This window comes from Pseudoalteromonas sp. MB47, assembly GCF_011319765.1.
Taxonomy (GTDB): domain Bacteria; phylum Pseudomonadota; class Gammaproteobacteria; order Enterobacterales; family Alteromonadaceae; genus Pseudoalteromonas; species Pseudoalteromonas simplex.
On sequence record NZ_VFBD01000006.1, the window covers coordinates 143082 to 164848 of the forward strand.

Here is a 21767-nt window from a genome sequence, read left to right on the forward strand (position 1 = left end):
CGTTATAAGCTTAAGGATTGCTATTAATCGCAAAGAGCTTTAGCTAAACCAACCGGTTCGATTTCAACGCATACTTGATCATCGTTCCAGTTTAAACCAACAAGCGCATCATCTTCGTTAAGGTCTTCAACCCACTCATCAAGAAATTCGTCTAGGCCAATTTCAACAGGGGTATAGTCTTGCCACTCATCTTTACATTGTGCTTTTGCAGCGTCTTCAGTACCCCAAAGTAATAACACATCTGTGTCGCTAAATTGGTTTGATTCACAGACAACAAAACCACCATCTTCGGCACCGAGTGCCCACATAGATTCGTTCAAACGAACTTTTTCTACAAAGCTAACTAATTCTGATTCAATTTCGATATCGCTCATTTGCGTAACCCTTATCTTTATTTTCGTGGATCTGTTTGTTGTACTGCCGCTTTATCGGCGAATTTATGATAAAAATCAACTAAGTTATTTAGTTGGCTAAAATCAGTTAATTCGCGGAAGCGGATCCAATCTAGCAAGCAGTATAAACTGATGTTGAGGTATTCACAGCTTTTAAATACTGGCTCCGATAAATGAGTATTTAAATAGGCTAATGTTTCAACAATTCGTTCATTCTGTAAATTAAAAAATAGTTTATCGCTGCTGGTATCAAACCCTGAGCGCTGACAAAGTAAAATTTCTACCAGTGAATCATTGCAGGCATTGATAATGGTTAAGTAGTTCTCTTGCTGCCAGCTAAGTAATGGCTGATCCGCTTTTTCGAGCAGATAACGAATAATGGAGTTGGAATCACATAAGGTAAAATCATGGTCGATTAATACAGGAATTTTTCTGGCAGGGTTATGAGCAATCATGGTTTGTCTGCCTTGCTCAGAGAAAATATCCAAATTAATAAAATCAATAGCTAGGTTATTAAGTGCAGCCCAAATCCGAATACGGCGCACAAAAGGTGAGGTGGTCGAGCCTAAAAGTTTCATTTTGAGATCCTTCGCAAAAAAAAGCCGCTATGAAGCGGCTTTTTGAAATCGATTTGTAAATTAGTCAGTACGGCTTGTTACTTCTAGAAGATGATAACCAAACTGGGTCTGCACTGGGCCTTGGACTTGGTTAATTGGTGCAGAGAAAACGACTTTGTCGAACTCTGGAACCATCATGCCAGGGCCAAACTCACCTAATGCACCACCATCTTGACCTGAAGGGCAATTAGAATGAGCACGAGCAAGCTCTGCAAAGTCAGCTCCTTGCTCAATTTGCTGCTTTAAATCCAAACAGTGAGCTTCACTGTCTACGAGAATGTGTCTTGCACTGGCTACTGCCATAACATCTCCCTAATGTGTGTTTTAGTATTAAATCACTAGTTTAGTTCAATATTTACCGAACGAAAAATTAAATTTATTTTGCAGTCAGCTCAGCTTCAATTGCATCGCGTAAAGTTTGCGATTGTGGCTTAGTTTTACTATTAAAGCGTTGCACTGTCTTACGATCTGCAGACACTAAATATTTGTAAAAGTTCCAGTTAGGTGAGCTGGTTGCTTCGTTTAGGTGTTTGAATATTGGGTTTGCATCGCTACCGCGAACGGCACTGGTAGCCAGCATATTAAAGGTTACGCCATAATTGATGAAACATACTTTTGCAGTGTCTTTTTCATCGTCTTCTTCTTGAAAAAAGTCATCTGATGGAAACCCTAATACGACCAAGCCTTGGTCTTTATATTCTTTATGAATGGCTTCTAAGCCTTCAAACTGGCCGGTAAAACCACAATTACTAGCGGTATTCACAATGAGCAGTGGTTTGTCTTTGAATTCACAAAAATTAATAGACTCTTTTGAACGCAACTTTCTCATTGTGACATTGGTAAAATCATCACATTGGCTGCTTGCTTTAGCTGTTGGTACCGCCTCTGTGGTTTGTGCTGCAAGGTTGGTTGTTATTAGGCCTGCTGCAAGTAACAAAGCATATTTATACATAGTTATTTCCCGCTAGTTATTTGTGATGAATATACGCTAATATGCAGCAAAGTGATCATTTAATTTCAGCTATTTATGACGATTCGCAAAGCAACACAAAACGATTTAACTGATATAGTCGCGATTTATAACGAGACCATCCCTGGGCGTATGGTTACCGCAGATACCGAAGAGGTGTCGGTGGCAGACAAACAAGCTTGGTTTGATAGCCATACAGAAAAAAGACCTATCTTTGTTTTTGAGCAACAAGGTAAAGTAATTGCTTGGTTAAGTTATAAGTCTTTTTATGGCCGCCCAGCTTACGATGGCACGGTTGAGATTAGTATTTACATCACCCAGCAGGCTCAAGGGCAAGGGCTAGGTAAACAATTGCTTACATTTTCAGAACAGCATGCAAAAACACTTAATATCAAGGTATTGTTAGCTTTTATCTTCAGCCATAACCTACCGAGCATAAAACTGTTTAATCGCTTTGACTACAAGGTTTGGGGAGAGCTTCCAGAAATTGCAATTATGGATGATAAAGCTTATGGCTTGACAATTTTGGGTAAGCACTTGCAGCCTTAACCTTCTCAAAAACTAGTAAAAAAATACGGTGTAAATTGTGCGGTAAAAGATTTTTAGACTACGCTAAAAAGGTCGGTTTTTATAGTGAGTCTTATTTACGGTGCGAAAAATATTAATAGTTGATAGTAATAGTGTACTTGCGATGCGTGTAAAAGTTCTACTCGAGCTTATCGGTTGCGAAGTTGAGCTATTACACTTTTCAATGATAGATGATACCGTTCTAAAACAGCAATATGATCTCGTTGCTGCTTCACATGGGGTGCCAACAAGTATCATTGAAGAACTAATGAATGACTTTTCTCAAGAGCATTTCTTATTACTCGCACCGAAAGCACAACGCAGTGACTTACTTGAACATTTTAGTGAAATTAACCGTCTCTTACCTAATGCCGTTGTTATATACCCTTTTTTCGCAAATAAAGAGATAAGCACGCTTCTAGAGGGAATATTAGAATTAGACAGCGACAATATTCTCAAACTTCCTACTGTATTGCTCGTTGATCATTGTCCCGACCGGTTACAAAAAATAGCGCAAAACTTAAAGGGCGCGCATATCAAAACCATCACCGCTGATAACATGAGCTTTGCAATGGAGTTAATTCATGAGCATGCAATTGATTTATTGATTAGTGATTTTACTTTTGAAGATGGAACAGGGCTTGAATTGTTTATAAAGCTGAAGTCGTTGCAGCCTGAAAGTCGTTGTTTATTGTATACCTCAAAGCCTGATCAAGTTTCCATGGTTGCTGCCATTCGTCAGGGTGTTGAAGATGTTTTGATCAAACCGATTGATGATAATGGTTTATTGCAATCAGTTCATAAACTATGGCAAACAGAGCTTCTCAAACGTCATAATTCAGAACTTGTTGAAAGACTTCAGAGTACCGTTGATGCGCTTATAGAAAAGGACAGTTTATTAAGAGTTATTTTTAAGCATACTCCCGACGCTATTATTTTATTTGAACGATGCGGAAAGGTAATCGAAACCAACGATGCCTGTGAACAATTATTTGATAAACAGCACCATGAATTTGAAAGCTGTTCGGTATTTGATTTTTTTGATGAGCCTTCAATAACACGTATTAAAGAAAAAATTACGACGCTAAGTAAAAACCGCCAATTTAGCTGTGATCTAAGAATGCTTAAAAAAGATGGCAATGATATTCCATTAGTGGGATCGTTTAATGAAATAGATCATCACGGCGAAATTGCGTTAGCGGGGATCTTTAAAAACGTAACACACTTAAAAGAAAAGGAAGATTTGCTACTTGAAGCAAAAGATTTGCTTGAAGAAGAGGTAAAAGCGCGAACAGCTCAACTAGAGCACGCAAAAGATGTGGCTGAAGCTGCAAACTTAAGTAAGTCTGAATTTTTAGCGAATATGTCTCATGAACTCAGAACGCCAATGCATTCAATCTTAAGTTTTGCTCGTTTTGGACTTGATAAAGTTGCCAACAATGATCTGAGTAAAGACAAGTTAAATAAGTATTTATCGCGTATAGAACAAAGTGGTGAGCGCTTATTGTCACTGCTTAATAATTTGCTTGATCTTTCAAAACTGGATGTTGGTAAATTTCCCTTTAATCCGCAAAAACATAACCTTAGCAGTATTATAAAAACCAGTATTGATGATGTCTCTGGGACTGCTCTTGAGAGAAATATTGCTATTCGTTTAATTGGCTTTGAGAAAAGTATTTTGCTCGATTGTGACGAAGAGCAGATAAACCAAATAATGCGCAACTTGCTTGGTAATGCACTTAAATTTAGTGAGCCAGCCAGTGAGATAGATATTCAGCTAGCTATGAATAATGAAATGGCTGAAATATCAGTAATAGATCGTGGTATAGGAATTCCCGAGTCTGAACTTGAGAAAATTTTTGCGAAGTTTGAGCAAAGTAGTAAAACCAATAGTGGTGCTGGAGGTACAGGACTTGGTTTAGCTATTTGTCGTGAATTTGTAGCCTTACATCAAGGAACGATTACGGCAAGAAATAATGAATATGGAGGTGCAACTATTTTAGTAAAGCTTCCATTGAGGATAGATCTACCTCAACACTTAGCGAATGAAGATAGATCTGTAAAGTTAAATTAATAAAACGGAAGTGTTAGACATGGCCTTAAAGAGAATTTTAGCCGTCGATGATGAACCATTTAACTTAGAAATAATTGAAGAGATTCTTGAAGAGCTCGACTTTGAACTGAAAATGGTCAGTAGCGGTCCAGAGTGTTTGGCAGTAGTTGAAGAGTTTGATCCTCAGGTTATTCTGCTTGATGTGAGTATGCCACAAATGAGTGGTTATGATGTTTGTCGAAAACTAAAAGAGAATCCAAATACCGAGAAAATAATCGTTATGTTTGTTTCAGCAAGAGGAACGGTTGAAGAGCGTATGGAAGGCTATTCAGTCGGAGCTGAGGACTATATAGTTAAACCATTCGGGCATGAAGAATTAAAGCTTAAACTGCAGCACTTACATCAAGTATTGATAGAAAAAGAATCGCTAGAGCAACAAGTTGAAGATGCGACTTCAACAGCATTTAATGCGATGGCGAACAGCAGTGAAATGGGGCAAATAGTCAACTATATCGAGCATATAGGTGCTATTGAAGATGAGCAAGAGCTGGGTAAGGCTCTGCTTAACTGTCTAAGCTCATTTGATTTACAAAGCAATGTTGAGTTTCGCTTAGAGTCTGGCATTGAGCACTTTTCAATTTCGGGCATGTGTTCGCCAATCGTTATTGAGTTATTTGAAATGCTCAAAAATAAAGGCCGACTCCATGAATTTTCGAATCGAATTTTAGTCAATTACGAAATGATCAGCTTACTAATCTTAAATATGCCAGACCAAGACCCTGATAAGCATGGTCGAATTCGGGATCATATTTGCTTTTTAGTCAGTGTTACAGAGCAGCAGCTTAAAGCGATCATCACAAAAAAAGAATTGCTCAGACAACAGCAACAACTTAATGATGCTGTAGGTAAAGTTCACAGCAAGTTTTCGGGACTCATCGAACTTCTAAATGAAAATCGTGTAAATAACGAGGCTGTATTTAAGCAGCTTCAAGAAGACTTAGAACGACGTATACCAACCATGGGCTTAGATGAGGACCAAGAGGTTTTTATCTATCAAAAGGTCGACGAAACCATTCAAAACTCTGTTGCACGTGAAGAGTCAGTTCAGGGAGTAAAAGCGGCATTCAAAGAGATTGAAAATGATTTATCGCAATTATTAAAGCAGTAAGTTACAACTTAAGCTATCAAGCATCTCTGGGCAGTCCTTTTTCAACAATGCGAATTAAGCGCGCAGTTTTACGAAGCTTTAACTGGCGCTTATTTTTTTGCTGATCAAGCGCCCATTCAATATGCTCAGCGACCAAAGCGCTAGCGGTTGTTAACCTTTGCTCTAAAGCCTCAATTATCTGCTCATTGTAATCAGCGTTACCTAATCCGACAGCGAGGTTCCTTAACCAGCGCTCGTGACCAATGCGGCGTATAGGGCTGCCTTCAGTATTTTTTAGAAAGGTTGCCTCATCCCAAGCAAATAAGGTCAGTAAGTCTTGATCTTTAAGTTGTTTTCTTGGGTGAAAGTCGGCTTCATCGGTCAGCTGGCCATAGCGATTCCACGGGCAAACTAATTGGCAGTCATCACAGCCATAAACGCGATTACCTAACAGTGGGCGATACTCTTCAGGAATAGCGCCTTGCAATTCAATAGTAAGGTAAGAGATACATTTACGGGCATCGACTACATAAGGTTCGACAATCGCACCAGTTGGACACAGTGTCATACAGGCAACGCATTTACCGCAGCCCTCAAAGCTATTTTCTTCATCAATAGGTAGCGGTATATCAACAAACAGCTCACCTAAGAAAAACCAAGAGCCCGCTTCTTTATTGATTAGCAAACTGTTTTTACCACGCCAGCCTAAGCCTGCTTTTTCGGCTAATTGTCTTTCAAGCACGGGGGCTGAATCAACAAAAGGACGAAAACCTAGCTGGCCTATATGCTGTTCTATTTGTTGGCCTAATTTTTTTAGGCGGTTGCGAATTAATTTATGATAGTCACGACCTAATGCATAGCGACTGATGTACGCTTTATCTGTTTGTTTGAGGTTCCTAGCAAAGCTTGCATCAGGCGGTAGGTAGTTCATTTTTACTGAGATGACTCGTTGCGTGCCAGGTACCAGCTCTGCGGGGCGCGCTCGCTTCATACCATGGGTTGCCATGTATTCCATCTCACCGTGATAGCCTAAATCTAACCAGCGCTGCAGTTGAGCTTCATGTTTCGTAAGGTCAATATCTGTGATCCCGACTTCTGCAAAGCCAAGGTCTTTACCCCATTGCTTTATTTGCAGTGCGAGTTGTTCATAATCAATAGCGGGTGTTGTCACGGTCAATAAAAAAGTAGCCAAGAAGCGGCTACTTTAACATAGTTTGACTCAGAGCAGCAGTTAAAAGCCGATTACACAAAGCGTTTTAATTGCTCTTGGGTTTGTTGGCTCAGTTTGTGTGATTGTTGGCAGTCAGCGAGTGATTCATCAATCTGCTGTTTTGCTTGCTCACCCAGAGCAACTATTTGCTCAACAGTTTGATGAGTGTGGGTTTGAGTTTGCTCTAGTAAATGCACCGCACTAACAATCTGCTGTAGTTGTTGTTGGTTTTGCTCAAATTCGCTAAGCATATTACTAAAGCCTGTAGAGGTATTGCTAATCGCTGTTTCAGCTTCACTCGAGTGGTTAATTAGTTGCTCAGATTCTTTATTGGTTTCGCTAACAAGACTATTCATTTGATTAATAAAATCAGTTATTTGGCGGGTTGCGTCGTTTACTTTAACCGATAGTGATCTAACTTCATCGGCAACCACGGCAAAGCCTCGGCCAGCTTCACCTGCACGTGCCGCTTCAATTGCAGCATTCAGTGCAAGTAAATTGGTTTGGTCAGAAAACTCTTCTACCATTTTTAAAATGGCGCGAATGTTCTCGCTGTTTTCTTTTAGGCCAGACACCGTTGCAGAAAAGTTACCTAAAATTTGGCTAATCATCGCGACCTTTTTAACTAATGCTGATAACTCAGTGGCTGAGTGTTTTACAAAGTTTAAGTGCTCACTATTAACATGGTGCACGCTATCAGTGTTCGCTGAAATATTCTCAAGGCTTGAAGTTATTTGGTTACTCGAATCAGTAATGGTTTGGCTAAACTTGATTTGCTGGTGGCTCATTTCTGCAGTTTGCTGCATTGAATGAGTCATCTTTGAACTACTATCTGCACTGGCTTGTGCACTTTGGTATGTGGTGGCTAATAGATTTGCTAAATGAACTGTAAAGGTATTGTACTGCTCACTTAAATCACGAAATTCATCGTAGGTAAAATGCGGTAACTTGGCAGATAAATCTGCATCATGACGGTTGATTTGCTCAAGTGTATCGCGCATTGCTTGCACTGGGCGCACAATTAAAAAGCGCATGTAGAAAATAGTAAAAATAAAGCTCGCGATGATAACAAAGGTCATTAACCAAAATAGTCCCATGCCAGCTTGTTGCTCTGACAGGCTGCTATAAAGCCAGATCAAAGTAATGGCCTGAAACGCAAACACAAAACCTAAATTACCGACAATCTTACGTGTAAGAGTGTAAAAGAAAGTTTGTTCGATAAAATTATAAATGCGCATATAGCTACTCATTAAGGTGTTGTGTTGATTCATTTTGGCGTAATTTTTTATTATTCAATGTCACATAATTCAACAGTATAGCTTAGTTTTGTTGAGTTACAGTGACTGCAGTGTCATTTGTGTATGACACGGAAAATTAGTAAAAATACCATCTACGCCATACTCTAGCATTAATTCGATATCTTCCACTTTATCGACCGTGTAAGCATAAACTTGAAGGCCGCGTTGTTTTGCGTCAGCAACAAACTCATGGTTTATAAAGTTTTTATCTACATGAATGCTATAGGCATGCAGTTTTTGCGCAAACTCGCTGTAATTAATTGGGATAGAAGCGGTAAGTGCACCAATCTTTACCCACGGCAGTTTTTGCTTTAGCCACATCAGTTGGTGGTGATCAAATGAAGAGACTAACAGGTTATCCCGAGATATTTTCCCTGCACTGACATTTGACTCAATAAGCTCTACAAACTTGTCTAACGAAAAAGTATGTTTAAGCTCTAAATTAAGTAAAGTTTTATTACCAACCCAATCGATTGCCTGTTGTAAAGTGGGCACGCATTCGCCATTGCCTGCATCGTATTGTTGAATTTGCTCTTTTGAGCAGGCGTTTACTTTACCGCGACCTGAAGTTGTACGATCAAGCCAAGTGTCGTGAATAATCATGTAATCATCAAGGCAGCTTTGCACATCAATTTCGATGCCATCTACTGCTAAATCAACAGCGGCGATAATGGCGCTTTGAGTATTTTCTGGGTAGGTACCACTGGCACCTCTGTGAGCGAATACTTTCATCATTGCTTATACCTACGAGTCACTGACCATGTTTCATAAAAAGCGGCACTAATAACTAGTGCGCCACCAATAAGAGTGCTAATTGAAGGTTGCTCATGCAAAATTAAAAAAGCGAAAAACGTACCGTATAAAGGCTGCAAACACGATATTAAACCAGCGGTTGAAGCTGATAAGTTTTTTAGGCTTGCTGCAAACAGTGAATGCGGTGCTGCTGTAAAAATAACCCCTACAGTAATTAATAGCAGCCAATTTATTGTATCAACTTGTAATGGCGGTACCTCGACAAAGGCACACAGCATAATGCAGGCGATCCAAGTTTGGTAAAGCATGGTTTGTGGGCCGCTATATTGGCTAAAGTAACGCTTATGAACGATATTTCGAAAAGCAAAAAAGAACGCTGACAAAATACCAATAGCAATACCGAGGGTGACATCATTGCCTAAGCTGGCATCAGGAATAAGTAAATAAATACCAAGCATTACTACTAAGGCGCTAAAAATATCTTTGAGCTGTGGTTTGCTGCCATGAAAAAAAGGCTCTAAAAACACCGTGATAACAGGATAAGTAAAAAAGGCAATCATACCGACAGCAATTCCTGCTAATTGCATACCTGCGAAATAGGTGAGCCAATGTATTCCAACAGTGACACCAAGTAACAAGGCTATAAGGTAGTCGCGACGCGAGTGAAGCTTAATCGCTTTGTGTTGAATTGTAAGTAAGATCAGTAAGGCACAGCCAGCAATCGCTGTTCGGTAAACGGTAATATCTAATGCACTTAGGCTGACTAGTTTAGCGAATAATGCAGTCCCCCCAAATAGGAGTACTGCAATATGTAAGTATATTAGGCTCTGTTTGTGCGCCTGCATTACAAACCTTGTTATTGTTGTTATTAACTCTCTTTGTAACGGTAATCCTTTACTTTGTAAACTCCCTAAATGGGCTAATCCATTCGTTTAGTTCCAATATTTCCACCCCTGCAAGTAATAGTGCAGCACATTAGGCTCATCAAGCGTCGATACTTTTTCATTGTTAGCGCTAATATCTGGGGTAAAAATAAACAATTGTGAGTCATTTTCAGGGCGGTAAAAGCGGGTTTTAACCGGTAATACTTGTTGGTTACTACACATCAAGTTGCAAGCCATAACAAAGCCCCACTCTCCAAAAGAGGGTACATTTAAATGGTAAGGCAAGGTGTGCGCAAAGCCTGCTGCAATGAGCGTATTATTGATAGACCAAAATGCGTGTTTCGCAAAAAATGGGCTGGTGGCCTGGGTCACTACAATACCGTTATTTGGTAATCGTGTTTTTACTAGTTGATAAAACTGCTGACTGTAAAGCCGTGCTAAATTGATTGCTTTTGGATCAGGTAAATCAATAAAAATAATATCGAACAGCTGTTCGCTTTGCTCAATAAACACATAAGCATCTTGATGAATAACCGTCACTTTAGGGTCACTGAGTGAGTGCTTGTTAAGAGTTGTCAGGTTGTGATTAGTTTGCGCAAGCCTAGCTACTGCAGGGTCTAAATCGACTAGAGTAACAGACTCAATTTGCGGGTATTTCAAAAGCTCTCTGGCCGCCAAGCCATCGCCACCACCTAAAATTAGAATACGTTTTGCATTACCATGGCGCACCATAGCGGGATGAATAAGCGCTTCGTGATAGCGATACTCATCAATCGATGAAAATTGCAAGCCACCGTTTAAATAAAGCCGAATATCATCTTTATGACGAGTGAGTACAATTTGCTGATAGGGCGTTTGCTCTGAGTGTACAACACGGTCATCGTAGATTTGGCTTTGCCAAAGATGGGTGAGCTGTTTACTCGCAAATAAACAAAGCACCAATATTAAGCTAACTAAAACAAGCGTGAGCCTAAGCACTTTTCGACGATTTGGGCTGATATGGTCGATAAAGTACCACAGCAATAACAGCGCAATACTTAGATTCATTAAGCCAAAACTTAACGCTGTTTTAAAAACCCCAAGCCAAGGTAAAAATAGAAAAGGAAACAGTAAAGTCGCAAGTAGGGCGCCAAAGTAGTCAATAGATAACACATTGGCGAGGTTTGCTTTTAGCGCATAATGTTTTTCCATTAGGCGACTTAACAGCGGAATTTCTAAACCAATCAAAATCCCTATTAGCGTGGTGAGTAAAATACTAATTGCTTGCAGCGGTAAACCAAACGCATAACAGAAATACAGCAAGGGCACACTCAAACCACCAAGTAGCGCAAGCGCTAACTCAAAGCCAATAAAATACACCAGCAATGGCTTATCAGGCACAAAACGCGAAAAATAAGAGCCAACCCCCATTGCCGCCATATAGACGCCAATCGTCAGGGAAAATTGGGTGATGCTATCACCCAAAAAGTAGGCACCCGTTGTTGCGATCAGTAGCTCATAGATAATAGAGCAAAGGCCTGCAACAAAAATGCTAAACAGTAAAATGTGGCTTTCGCGAATTGATTTATTTACCACCTGGGCCGCCTCGTGAACGGAAACCTGCACTGCCAATACTTTGCTCACGCAATTGTTTATCAACGCTTATCGTGAGGTGGTGATAGGAGTAAACTTGCCAATCTTGCTCTTTGTCACCTTTGCTATATGCCAAGAAGGAAAAGAAGAGCACGGGTGCTAAAAACAGTAACACAATAGGCCAAACTGAGATGCGCGATTCCATTGCTTTTATAGCCTCAGGGTTTAACTTATTGATTGGTTTATAAGTAATATCGGAGCCTTCACGCTCAGCTTCTAAACGATGCAGCATTACAAATAGCGCTACACCGCCGATGAAGCCAGAAATCCATAACAGCGGTAACATGAAATTACTGTTACCTTTGATTGGGATAATACGAAACGTATAACTAAAATGTTCGGCACGCTTATTTGGGCCAAACGTACTACTGACGTAGGCGCTATATTGCCCCTTCTTAGGGAAGTGGACATCGTGATGAGTATAATCACGGTACTCAGTCCATTTACCATCTGAATCGTGTCCGGTTTCTGCCCAAAGTTCATCAGAGTAACTAAATAAGTAGTTACCATCAGGGTCAAAAATTTCGATATCAATGGCTTTCCATGAGTTTAAAGGCAGTCTGCCTTTAATTTCTAAGCGCATTATTTGGCCATCTTCTGGCACTGTAAATAGGTAAGGTTTGTCTTGTCCGTCGTAGTCTTTAAAGTTGCCATATTGGCCACTAATAAGTGGCGCTTGTAAATCAGCACGTATCACTAAGCAAACAACAAATGTGATAGCGGCAATAATAAAAAGCTTATAGATGTTCATCCATTACTCCATAAATAAGCTTAAATAGCGATAGTGATGATAACAGCAACACAGATTGCAATGCTGCTTTCAATAACCGCTACGGCGGTGTTTTTGTCGTACATTGCTTGGTCGAGTGAAATTTTGCTAAAGATAATTTTATCAACGAGGTAACGCACAATTGGTAAAATTAAAAAGCCAAATAATGCGTCAATAAAGAATAAGCTTAAGCTTTGTTGCCAAGTATGAAAGCCACCAATGAGCGCATGACACAAGATAATAGCTAGCGCCAACATGGTGCCAGAAAAGCTAAGCGCTACGGCTTTGTTACCTTTTTCGAGCTGTTCGTGAAGATTAAAAGCAGTGAGGTGATCATAGCCTTTGGCAAAAATGATCAGCATTAGTTGCCCTAAAAAATAAAACACAATGGCCGATAACCAGCTGCCTTCGCCGGTTAATGCACCACCAATGATCAGCGCTGCAGCCATATAGTTTGCCGCTTGTACTAAGCCTACGGCCTCGTTTTGTTGGTTAATTAATTGCTCTTGGTTACAGAACAAACGCAGCAGTAATTTGTCATTCAAAATACGTGAGCAGGTTAGCAGCACCATACCTAAAACACTGTACAGTGATACATTCATCAAATCGCTTAGTAAACCTTGGCTAGGCCCAGCTAAAACAAAGCCATAAATAATGGTAATTGCCCCTAAATAGCCACCAATAGATAAACCTAAAGCACTGTTGGCACTGTCGGTTAATTGGCTGGTGGTGTTATAAGGGGTTGCTAAGTTATACGACAGTTTTGCAACGGCTATAATCGCAATGAACAGAGCAATGTAGGCACTGTTATAGGCCATCGTTGCGAGGTAATGGGTTAAGTTAATATCCATATAATTATGTTAGCTTGTTGTTATTTTCCGAAAATATTAACACAGAGTGTTTGCTGCAAAGAATATCAACGCTTCATTTTTGGCAGAATTAATCAATTTCTTAAAAGTTTCATCGCTTTTTTATGACAATTGTCAGTTCAATCAATGACAAAATTCACTTATTCCGGCAAGTAGAAAAAGTAATAGTTAAGCCTCTACTTTCTGGAGGAATAAAAATGAATAATGCGGCGTGGATAAGTTTATTAATTGCAGGAATTTTTGAGGTTATTTGGGCACTTGCTATGAAGCAGTCAAATGGCTTTACTAAGCTATGGCCTTCAGTTGTTACATTTGCAGCTATGTGGGCCAGCTTTGCCTTTTTGTCATTTGCTTTAAAGTCATTACCTCTCGGGATTAGTTATGCGATTTGGGTCGGTATTGGTACTGTTGGGGTATCAATATTTAGTGTGATATGGCTTAGAGAGTCTATTACGATATTTCAGATAATCTGTATTATATTAATTTTAGTCGGAATAATTGGGCTAAAATTTCAAACCAACTAAAAGAAGCAAGTGATATGTTAAATAGTCGGCTTAAGGATAAAAAAACGAATTTGACCTCTTTTTGGAATTGGGGGCCACTGCTTTTTTCGGGATTCTATTTGCTTCCGAGTATTTTCCAAATTGAAAGCACTGACTTTATGCAGATGTTCACGATTGTTCTGTTGTACTTAATTTTTATTTATTTGTATGTGAAAGCAACACAAAGAGGAACAGAACAAGTTTGGCTGCAGCTAATGTCGCTTATTTTGGTTTGTGTCATTGCTAGTTATCTAACAGTTGGCTCCGCGACTTTATTTGGTTTTGTAGCATATATTGTAGGCTATAACTTTTCGAACCGTGCGCGTATTTTTGCAATTTCGATACTACTTTTAGCTTTGCTATCTAGTAGCCAGATAATCAATGAAAATTATGCTGAGTATTTTCTCAGTGGTTCTCTTATATTGCTTGTCGCTTTATTTAGTTATGGTATTGCAGGGCGTAATGAATTTTTCCATAAACGCCGAGAAAAGCAAAATAGCAAACAGTTAGAGCAGTTTGCAGCAATTGCAGAGCGAGAGCGCATAGCTAGAGATTTGCATGATGTGTTAGGCCATTCTTTATCTTCAATCGCTTTAAAAGCGGAGCTCGCGAGCAAATTAAGTCAAGCTAATAGACAGGCTCAAGCAAGGTCGGAAATTTTTCAGGTTGCGGAGTTGGCTAGGGAGCTATTAAGCGATGTAAGAAAAGTTGTAACTGATTTAAAAGAATTGGATATAGATACACAAATTAATAGGTTAATTGTTCGGTTAGAGGAGAGTGGCTTCAAAGTTATTCGTAATATTAAGGTTGTTGACTTGCCGGCAAAATTAGAAGGAGTTGTTAACCTAATAATTAAAGAGGCTGTAACCAATATATTGCGCCACAGTAGTGCTAAATATTGTGAAATATCAATATTACAAACACTGGATAGTGTTGACATTAAAATGAAAAATAATGCAAATGAAACTAGCCAAATTACACTTGGAAATGGTCTATCGGGAATTAAAGAGCGATCTCTACAGCTAGGGGGAAAGGCCGAGTTTAGTTTTTGTAATCAACAGTTCGTTGCATTTATTAAATTGCCTTTGAGTATTAAATCGGAGCGGGCAGAATGATAAGAGTCTATCTTGTTGAAGATCAAGCGTTAGTTAGAGGAGCTGTTGCTGCTCTTTTAGGCCTTGATGAAAATATTCAAGTAATTGGTCAGGCTGAAAATGGCAAGGTGGCGCTTGCTGAAATACCAAAGTGTAAACCTGACATCGTTCTTACAGATATTGAAATGCCGGAGTTATCAGGAATTGAACTTGCTGAAAAATTGGCAATAGAAAAGAGTGAAAGTCGTATAGTAATCATGACTACTTTTTCTAAAGCAGGCTATATCAGGCGCTCTTTAGATGCTGGTGTAAAGGGGTTTATTCTTAAAGAGGCATCAAGTGATAGTTTAATTCTAGCACTTAAAAAAGTCATGTCTGGGCATAAAGTGATAGATCCTGAATTAGTTTTAAGTGCTTTAGATGATAGAGACCCACTAACTGAAAAAGAGCGGGCATCATTAAAGTTAGCTGCAGAGGGGTTAAAAACGCAAATGATTGCAGCTAAATTATACTTAAGTGAGGGAACCGTACGTAATTACTTGTCAGAGGCGATTAGTAAATTAAATGCAAGTAACCGTATCGACGCTGCTAGAATTGCAAAGAGAAAAGGGTGGTTATAAGGTCCTTAATTTTGCTATTAAATTATTGAGCAATTTGAGTGCGAAAACAGGTTTAATTAATTTCTTAAAAGTTTCATAGCTTTTGCCTGTCTCATTGTTAGGTTATGGGTTAAAATAACAACATAACCAACTAACAAGATAGTGAATGTCAAAACAGGATCCAAATCTCAGTCGAGAACAAGAAAAGTACGAAAACCCCGTCCCTAGCCGTGAGTTTATACTTACTCACTTAGAATCTCGTGCCAAACCAGCAAACTTCACACAACTTTGTGACGAATTACATGTGAATGATACAGAACGTCAAATTGCGTTCAAACGTCGTTTACGTGCTATGGAGCGCGATGGTCAACTGTATTTCAATAAGTTTAAATGCTACGCATTGATTGATGAATCAGGCTTGGTTAAAGGCAAGGTCATTGGTCATCGTGACGGATTCGGCTTTTTAGAAGTTGAAGGTGAGAGTAAAGATTGGTTTATCGCCAAGCACCAAATGAATATGGTGTTGCACGGTGACATTGTGCTTGCTAAAGGTAATCGCAAAGGCGCTAGCGGCAAATGCGAAGCACGTATCATTAAGGTCTTAACCAATGAACGTGCACCGATAGTTGGCCGCTATTTTGTTGAGCATGGTATTGCAGTTGTTGTGGCTGAAGACCCACGCATAACGCAAGACATTATGATACTACCGGGTAGTGAAAATGGCGCGCGCCACAACCAAATGGTGCAGGTGCAAATTACCCAAAACCCTAGCCGACATATGAATGCGGTAGGTAAAGTCACTGAGGTACTAGGTGAGCACTTAGCACCGGGTATGGAAATTGAAGTTGCACTACGCAATCACGATATTCCTCATGTGTGGCCAGAAGCGGTTGAAAAGCAAGTTGCTCATTTAGGTGAGTTTGTTGATGAGCAAGCAAAGCAAGGTCGTGTTGATTTACGTGACTTACCGCTGGTGACCATTGACGGTGAAGATGCCCGTGACTTTGATGATGCCGTTTATTGTGAGCGCAAGCCTTCAGGTGGTTGGCGTTTATGGGTGGCCATTGCCGATGTGTCGCACTATGTAGGAATGAACACGCCTCTGAATAAAGAAGCGATCGAGCGTGGTAACTCAGTGTACTTCCCTGAGCAAGTTATTCCGATGCTGCCAAAAGTGTTATCGAATGGCCTATGCTCATTAAACCCGAAAGTTGACCGCTTGTGTATGGTTGCTGAGATGACAGTATCAGAAGCAGGTAAGTTGTCTGGGTATAAATTTTACGAAGCGGTGATGAATTCACACGCTCGTTTTACCTACACGAAAGTGAATGCGATTTTACAAGGCGATGAAAAGCTGCGTGAAGAATATGCCGAGATGGTGCCGCATTTAACTGACTTGCATCAGATGTATATGGCACTAAAAGCAGCACGCCAAGAACGTGGTGCGATTGAGTTTGAAACCTTAGAAACGCGTTTTGTGTTTAATGCACACCGTAAGATTGAATCAATCGTGCCAGTGGTTCGCAATGATGCACACAAACTTATAGAAGAGTGCATGATTTTAGCGAACGTATCGGCAGCCCGATTATTAGAAAAGCACGAGGCAAGTGCGCTTTATCGTGTGCATGATGAGCCTGATGCTGAAAAGCTTGGTTTCTTCAGAAACTTTTTATCAGAGCTTGGTATCGAAACCGCGATTTCTGATGAGCCAACACCAAAAGAAATCACTCACGTGTTAACTAAATTAGGCGACCGCCCAGAAGCTGAGCTTATTCAAACCATGCTGCTCCGTTCAATGAAGCAAGCGGTGTATCAGCCTGATAACATTGGCCACTTTGGTTTAGCTTTACCGGCGTATGCCCACTTTACGTCGCCTATTCGTCGTTATCCTGATTTAGTGGTGCACCGTGCAATTAAAGCGGTACTTAAAGCGCAAGGTCAGCAAACATCGGGTGAGTATGCCTACACTGATGACGAAGTTGATATTTTAGGTGAGCAGTGTTCAACCACTGAACGCCGTGCTGATGATGCGACTCGTGAAGTCGCAGATTGGCTTAAATGTGAATTTATGCAAGACCATGTTGGTGACGAATTTGGTGGGGTGATCTCATCGGTAACTAACTTTGGTTTATTTGTACGCTTAGACGATTTACAAATCGACGGCATGATCCATGTAACTAACCTGGGCAATGAGTACTTCCATTACGATGGTGCTAAGCATTGCTTGATTGGTGAACAAACGCACACCGTTTATCGTTTAGGCGATAAATTAACGGTTCAGGTGTCATCTGTCAGTCTTGATGAGCGACGCATAAACTTAGTGTTAGCAGGTGAAGCGCAACAAGACCGTTATGCGCGTCGTCGTGGCCGTAGTGCTCCTGCAAAACCAAGTGTTCGTGCTCAGCTTAAAGCAGGTAAAATTCCTGGTAAAAAAGCGCAGTCAGGCAGCTTTGAGGCAAAATCAGGCGATAAAGACAACGAAAAACGTGGCAAGTCTTCACCTTCTAAAGGGCGTAAAAAGCCTAATAGTAAACAAGCTGATGCTGTAAAAGCTGGCAAAAAGAAGAGTAAGAAAAAAACCACTAAAAAGGCAAAAAGACCGGGTAAGAATGCCCGTAAACGTAATGGCCGAGGAGCAAATAATACGTGAGTAATGAATTAATTTTTGGTTTTCACTCAGTTGAAGCAATATTAGCAAAAGAGCCTGAGCGCTTTTTAGAAATATACGCTTTAAAAGGACGTGAAGATAAACGTTTAAACCCGGTTATTGACCAAGCACGTAAATTCGGTATTTCTGTACAATTTATGCAGCGTAAAGCGCTTGATAATAAAGCAAATGGTGAGCAGCACCAAGGCATTATCGCTAATGTAAAAGCGGCGCGCATGTACAACGAAAAAGATCTAGATGAGATCATTGCCCATGAAGAAACGCCTTTCTTACTGGTGCTTGATGGCATTACTGATCCGCATAACTTAGGTGCCTGTTTACGTACTGCAGATGCTGCGGGCGTGCACGCGATTATCGTTCCTAAAGACAAGTCTGCAAAACTCAACGGCACAGCGCGTAAAGTCGCATGCGGTGCAGCAGAAACAGTGCCATTGGTACAAGTCACCAATCTTGCGCGTACGCTACGTGAAATTAAAGATGCTGGCGTTTGGGTTGTCGGCACTGCCGGTGAAACAGATACAGAGTTATTTGATGCAAATCTAACAGGGCCAATGGCTGTTGTTATGGGTGCTGAAGGGGATGGTATGCGCCGTCTTACACGTGAGCATTGTGACTTATTAGTTAAAATCCCAATGGCTGGTACGGTATCTAGTTTAAATGTGTCAGTTGCGACCGGTATTTGTTTATTTGAAGTGTTACGTCAGCGTAATGCAACGCAAATCTAACTTGGTAAATTTCAGACACAAAAAAGCCGATGTAACATCGGCTTTTTTGTATCTAACAGTTCTGATTAGATCTTTGCAAAAGCGTCTTGTAGTGGTGGTACTACTTGCTTCTTACGGCTTAATACGCCATCTAACCATACGCGACCGTCTTCTGATTTAACATCATAGGCAGCTTCGATTACTGATACGTCATCAGACGCAATTAGCATTTCAGAGCCTTCTTTCATGATATCAGTTAACAGGAGTAATACTGAGTGGCGACCGCCTTCTTCTTTAAGCTTTGCGATGTCAGCTTCAAGATCTGCTTTGATCTCATCAAATACAGCAAGGTCTATAACTTCTAGCTGGCCAATACCTACTAACTTACCGTTCATGTTGAAGTCTTTGAAATCACGCATTACTAAATCACGTGCAGGTGTGCCTTCCACTGCTGATTTAACCTTGAACATTTCCATGCCCAGTTCTTTGAAATCTTCGATGCCAGCGATTTCAGCAAGTGCTTCAACACACTTGATATCAGCTGTTGTACACGTTGGTGATTTAAAGATTACAGTGTCGCTTAAGATTGCGCATAACATGATGCCTGCGATATCTTTTGGAATCTCTACGTTGTAGAAGTCATACATCATTTTGATGATAGTGTTTGAACAACCCACTGGGCGGATCCAACACTCAAGTGGTGTTGACGAAGTTAAGTCGCCTAATTTGTGGTGATCAACAACACCTACAACACGTGCTTCATCGATGTCATCAGGTGCTTGTGTTTTTTCTGTGTGGTCAACGATATAAACGTCTTCGCCCGCGTAGCTAAGTTTTAGCTCAGGTGCTTCGAAACCGAATTTATCTAGAATAAATTGTGTTTCAGGTGATACTTCACCTAAACGCGTCGGGATCGCAGGTTCATTGATCTGGTTTTTTAAGTAAGCAAGCGCAATTGCACCGCAAATTGAATCTGAATCAGGGATCTTATGACCCACTACATACATTGACATTGACGGAACTCCTTTAAATTTGGCGGATATTTTAGCAAAGTATCGACAGATTGATACATAACAGACATGAAATTTTGTTGATCAATTACAACTGCCAATTAATGTCCTTTTTGGTTACACTTTAAGATATTGAAAACTGAGGAAGATACTGATGCGCTTGAGCCGAAAAGCATGGAATAATGTGGTGATTATTTCGATGCTATTGATGATTTTTTTCTTCAATGGCCTACATAAAAAGCTCAATACACAGCCCGTTGAAGAAGGAGTACAAGCATTACTCCCAGAGCAAAGTTTCATTTTAGCAATGGCATTTCCAGAATTAAAAATCGAACGTATCGGCACCTCTTGGCGTAGCCAATCACTGCAAGAAACCACATGGCAAGGCGATGAGCAGCAGCTCGAACAACTCGTTGAACTTTGGCAACATCAAAAACTGACTATTGCCAGTCTCCCTGTTAGTAAAATTTCACAGACATCGGCTGATTATGTTGCCTCCGTGTGGCTAGCTGGGGAGCAGTTGCCAGCGGTGTATCAGTTGTACAACATAGATCAGCAATACTATTTATTAGATAAGCGGTTACAACGAGTATTTGAGCTTGAACAAGCTGATGCTGCTAAGTTATTTCCGTTATACCCGTTTTAAGAGAGTCACAGATGCCTGAATTACCAGAAGTTGAAGTTAGCCGTTTGGGAATAACGCCGCATGTGCTTAACCAAACAGTGACCAAAGTAAATATTCATAACGCCAGTATGCGTTGGCCTGTGCCTGATGATGTATATCAATTACAAGGACTTAAAGTTACCTCAGTAGAGCGTAGAGCAAAATATTTATTACTCGGTTGTGAGCTGGGTAGTGTTATTTTGCACTTAGGAATGTCGGGCAACTTACGAGTTGTGAGTGCTGATGAGCCATTAAAAAAGCACGACCATATCGAATTTATTTTAGCCTCAGGTAAAGCGCTAAGACTCAACGACGCGCGTCGCTTTGGTGCCTGTTTGTGGCAAGCGCCAGGCGAATGTCATACCTTGTTAACCAAACTCGGGCCGGAGCCACTTACCGATGAGTTCGCTGCAAAGCGTGTTTACGAACAGTCTAGAAATAAAAAAGTACCGATAAAACAGTTTATTATGGATAACGCGGTGGTAGTTGGTGTGGGTAATATCTATGCCAATGAGTCGTTATTTAAGGCCGGAATTCACCCGAAACGAGAAGCCGGCAAGGTGTCTTTAAAGCGTTATCAGCAATTAGTGCCTATTATTAAAGAAACACTTGCTGCGGCTATCACCCAAGGCGGCACAACATTAAAAGATTTTGCTCAAAGTGATGGTAAGCCTGGTTATTTTGCCCAGCAATTACTGGTTTATGGTCGCAAAGGTGAGCCATGTGTCAATTGTAAAGAGCCATTAAAAGAAATTAGGTTAGGACAAAGAAGCACTGTGTACTGCTCTAATTGTCAAAAATAACAATGAAGAAGCACGCCAAGGCGTGCTTTTTCATTACAGTTCAAATGGTGCTACACCAACGGCTTTCATCTTGTAGCCTACTTGAGCAATTTCACCAGACCAGGTTTCGGTGCTGATAACGCCAGTCACGACAATCGCATCGTAGAGGCTTTCGATTGGTACGCCGTCTTTAATCGTGACATGCACAATTTGATTTGGCGGCGGTGGTGGCACGTGAATACAGGCGCCAAAATAAGGGACCAATAAAAACTCGGTGATCACTTCGCTGTCGCCTTCAAGTGGTACAACAAAGCCGGGCAAACTTACTGATTGACCATTAAGTTCTTTTACCACGGGAGCATCAAGGTCTGGTTGCACCCAGTTTTGTTCAGAGCCTTCATGGTTTGCTTGTGCTTGGGTATCGATTTGCACATGACCTTTTGGAATTAAATCTTCCCAGAAGATTTCTTTAGGTGCGCCAGCATTAGCGCTAGCACACACAACTAATGCGACTAAAGCGACGAATTTTCGAAAAAACGGCAT

23 protein-coding genes are annotated in these 21767 nt (G+C 40.5%); 10 read left to right on the plus strand and 13 right to left on the minus strand.

The window, feature by feature from the left end; genetic code table 11:
* Positions 1-23 precede the first annotated feature (23 nt).
* The 4 genes from IMPJCBKJ_RS03300 to IMPJCBKJ_RS03315 form a co-directional block, all read right to left on the minus strand.
* Positions 24-374, minus strand: coding sequence for a DUF2750 domain-containing protein (locus IMPJCBKJ_RS03300; RefSeq protein ID WP_054552718.1), 351 nt, complete (start codon positions 372-374; stop codon positions 24-26).
* A 17-nt stretch (positions 375-391) separates the two neighbouring features.
* On the minus strand, positions 392-970 hold the full coding sequence (locus tag IMPJCBKJ_RS03305) for a glutathione S-transferase family protein (protein ID WP_166338782.1): 579 nt from the start codon (positions 968-970) through the stop codon (positions 392-394).
* Between the two features lie 60 nt (positions 971-1030).
* The gene (locus IMPJCBKJ_RS03310; protein WP_054552716.1) at positions 1031-1312 is read right to left on the minus strand and encodes a peptidylprolyl isomerase; all 282 of its coding nucleotides are present in this window, start codon (positions 1310-1312) and stop codon (positions 1031-1033) included.
* A gap of 73 nt (positions 1313-1385) precedes the next feature.
* Positions 1386-1961 (minus strand): glutathione peroxidase, encoded by a 576-nt coding sequence (locus IMPJCBKJ_RS03315; RefSeq protein ID WP_166338784.1) that lies wholly within the window; start codon positions 1959-1961, stop codon positions 1386-1388.
* A 75-nt stretch (positions 1962-2036) separates the two neighbouring features.
* Here IMPJCBKJ_RS03315 and IMPJCBKJ_RS03320 point away from each other — a divergent pair, with 75 nt between their 5' ends.
* The 3 genes from IMPJCBKJ_RS03320 to IMPJCBKJ_RS03330 all read left to right on the plus strand — a co-directional run bounded on the left by IMPJCBKJ_RS03320 (position 2037) and on the right by IMPJCBKJ_RS03330 (position 5767).
* Entirely contained in the window at positions 2037-2528 is a 492-nt protein-coding gene (locus IMPJCBKJ_RS03320) for a GNAT family N-acetyltransferase (RefSeq protein WP_166338786.1), read from the plus strand.
* A 142-nt stretch (positions 2529-2670) separates the two neighbouring features.
* The gene (locus IMPJCBKJ_RS03325) at positions 2671-4620 is read left to right on the plus strand and encodes an ATP-binding protein (RefSeq protein WP_166338788.1); all 1950 of its coding nucleotides are present in this window, start codon (positions 2671-2673) and stop codon (positions 4618-4620) included.
* Between the two features lie 19 nt (positions 4621-4639).
* Positions 4640-5767 carry a response regulator gene (locus IMPJCBKJ_RS03330; protein ID WP_166338790.1) on the plus strand — a complete coding sequence of 376 codons (1128 nt, stop codon included), beginning with the start codon at positions 4640-4642 and terminating at the stop codon, positions 5765-5767.
* 16 nt (positions 5768-5783) lie between these two features.
* Here the strand turns inward: IMPJCBKJ_RS03330 and queG are convergent, their stop codons facing one another.
* The 7 genes from queG to IMPJCBKJ_RS03365 all read right to left on the minus strand — a co-directional run bounded on the left by queG (position 5784) and on the right by IMPJCBKJ_RS03365 (position 13143).
* Positions 5784-6917: a tRNA epoxyqueuosine(34) reductase QueG gene (queG, locus tag IMPJCBKJ_RS03335; RefSeq protein ID WP_166338874.1), complete on the minus strand. Its 1134-nt coding sequence runs from the start codon at positions 6915-6917 to the stop codon at positions 5784-5786.
* Between the two features lie 71 nt (positions 6918-6988).
* Positions 6989-8206, minus strand: a complete 1218-nt coding sequence (locus IMPJCBKJ_RS03340; protein WP_166338876.1) for a methyl-accepting chemotaxis protein — start codon at positions 8204-8206, stop codon at positions 6989-6991.
* 84 nt (positions 8207-8290) lie between these two features.
* The gene (locus IMPJCBKJ_RS03345) at positions 8291-8989 is read right to left on the minus strand and encodes a glycerophosphodiester phosphodiesterase family protein (RefSeq protein ID WP_054552711.1); all 699 of its coding nucleotides are present in this window, start codon (positions 8987-8989) and stop codon (positions 8291-8293) included.
* Positions 8986-9852, minus strand: coding sequence for a DMT family transporter (locus tag IMPJCBKJ_RS03350; protein ID WP_054552710.1), 867 nt, complete (start codon positions 9850-9852; stop codon positions 8986-8988). The genes IMPJCBKJ_RS03345 and IMPJCBKJ_RS03350 overlap by 4 nt, the downstream gene beginning before the upstream one ends.
* An 87-nt stretch (positions 9853-9939) precedes the next feature.
* Complete coding sequence (locus IMPJCBKJ_RS03355; protein ID WP_346774150.1) at positions 9940-11466, minus strand: polyamine aminopropyltransferase; 1527 nt, start codon at positions 11464-11466, stop codon at positions 9940-9942.
* Positions 11456-12274, minus strand: a complete 819-nt coding sequence (locus IMPJCBKJ_RS03360; RefSeq protein WP_166338792.1) for a hypothetical protein — start codon at positions 12272-12274, stop codon at positions 11456-11458. Before IMPJCBKJ_RS03360 ends, IMPJCBKJ_RS03355 begins: the two co-directional genes overlap by 11 nt.
* A 20-nt stretch (positions 12275-12294) precedes the next feature.
* Positions 12295-13143, minus strand: coding sequence for a DUF350 domain-containing protein (locus tag IMPJCBKJ_RS03365; RefSeq protein ID WP_166338794.1), 849 nt, complete (start codon positions 13141-13143; stop codon positions 12295-12297).
* 215 nt (positions 13144-13358) lie between these two features.
* Here IMPJCBKJ_RS03365 and IMPJCBKJ_RS03370 point away from each other — a divergent pair, with 215 nt between their 5' ends.
* From IMPJCBKJ_RS03370 to rlmB, 5 genes are all read left to right on the plus strand, one after another.
* Positions 13359-13685, plus strand: a complete 327-nt coding sequence (locus tag IMPJCBKJ_RS03370) for a multidrug efflux SMR transporter (RefSeq protein ID WP_054552883.1) — start codon at positions 13359-13361, stop codon at positions 13683-13685.
* 14 nt (positions 13686-13699) lie between these two features.
* On the plus strand, positions 13700-14818 hold the full coding sequence (locus IMPJCBKJ_RS03375; RefSeq protein WP_166338796.1) for a histidine kinase: 1119 nt from the start codon (positions 13700-13702) through the stop codon (positions 14816-14818).
* Positions 14815-15417: a response regulator transcription factor gene (locus IMPJCBKJ_RS03380; RefSeq protein WP_054552706.1), complete on the plus strand. Its 603-nt coding sequence runs from the start codon at positions 14815-14817 to the stop codon at positions 15415-15417. The genes IMPJCBKJ_RS03375 and IMPJCBKJ_RS03380 overlap by 4 nt, the downstream gene beginning before the upstream one ends.
* Positions 15418-15562: 145 nt before the next feature.
* The gene (rnr, locus tag IMPJCBKJ_RS03385; protein ID WP_166338798.1) at positions 15563-18046 is read left to right on the plus strand and encodes a ribonuclease R; all 2484 of its coding nucleotides are present in this window, start codon (positions 15563-15565) and stop codon (positions 18044-18046) included.
* Entirely contained in the window at positions 18043-18789 is a 747-nt protein-coding gene (rlmB, locus tag IMPJCBKJ_RS03390) for a 23S rRNA (guanosine(2251)-2'-O)-methyltransferase RlmB (protein ID WP_166338800.1), read from the plus strand. Before rnr ends, rlmB begins: the two co-directional genes overlap by 4 nt.
* A gap of 65 nt (positions 18790-18854) precedes the next feature.
* Here the strand turns inward: rlmB and IMPJCBKJ_RS03395 are convergent, their stop codons facing one another.
* On the minus strand, positions 18855-19781 hold the full coding sequence (locus IMPJCBKJ_RS03395; RefSeq protein WP_054552703.1) for a manganese-dependent inorganic pyrophosphatase: 927 nt from the start codon (positions 19779-19781) through the stop codon (positions 18855-18857).
* A 151-nt stretch (positions 19782-19932) separates the two neighbouring features.
* Here IMPJCBKJ_RS03395 and IMPJCBKJ_RS03400 point away from each other — a divergent pair, with 151 nt between their 5' ends.
* Positions 19933-20424, plus strand: coding sequence for a hypothetical protein (locus IMPJCBKJ_RS03400; RefSeq protein ID WP_054552702.1), 492 nt, complete (start codon positions 19933-19935; stop codon positions 20422-20424).
* Positions 20425-20435: 11 nt separating this feature from the next.
* Positions 20436-21245: a bifunctional DNA-formamidopyrimidine glycosylase/DNA-(apurinic or apyrimidinic site) lyase gene (mutM, locus tag IMPJCBKJ_RS03405; RefSeq protein ID WP_166338802.1), complete on the plus strand. Its 810-nt coding sequence runs from the start codon at positions 20436-20438 to the stop codon at positions 21243-21245.
* A gap of 33 nt (positions 21246-21278) precedes the next feature.
* On the opposite strand, the gene IMPJCBKJ_RS03410 is transcribed toward mutM, so the two are convergent.
* Positions 21279-21767, minus strand: coding sequence for a DUF3299 domain-containing protein (locus IMPJCBKJ_RS03410; protein ID WP_166338804.1), 489 nt, complete (start codon positions 21765-21767; stop codon positions 21279-21281).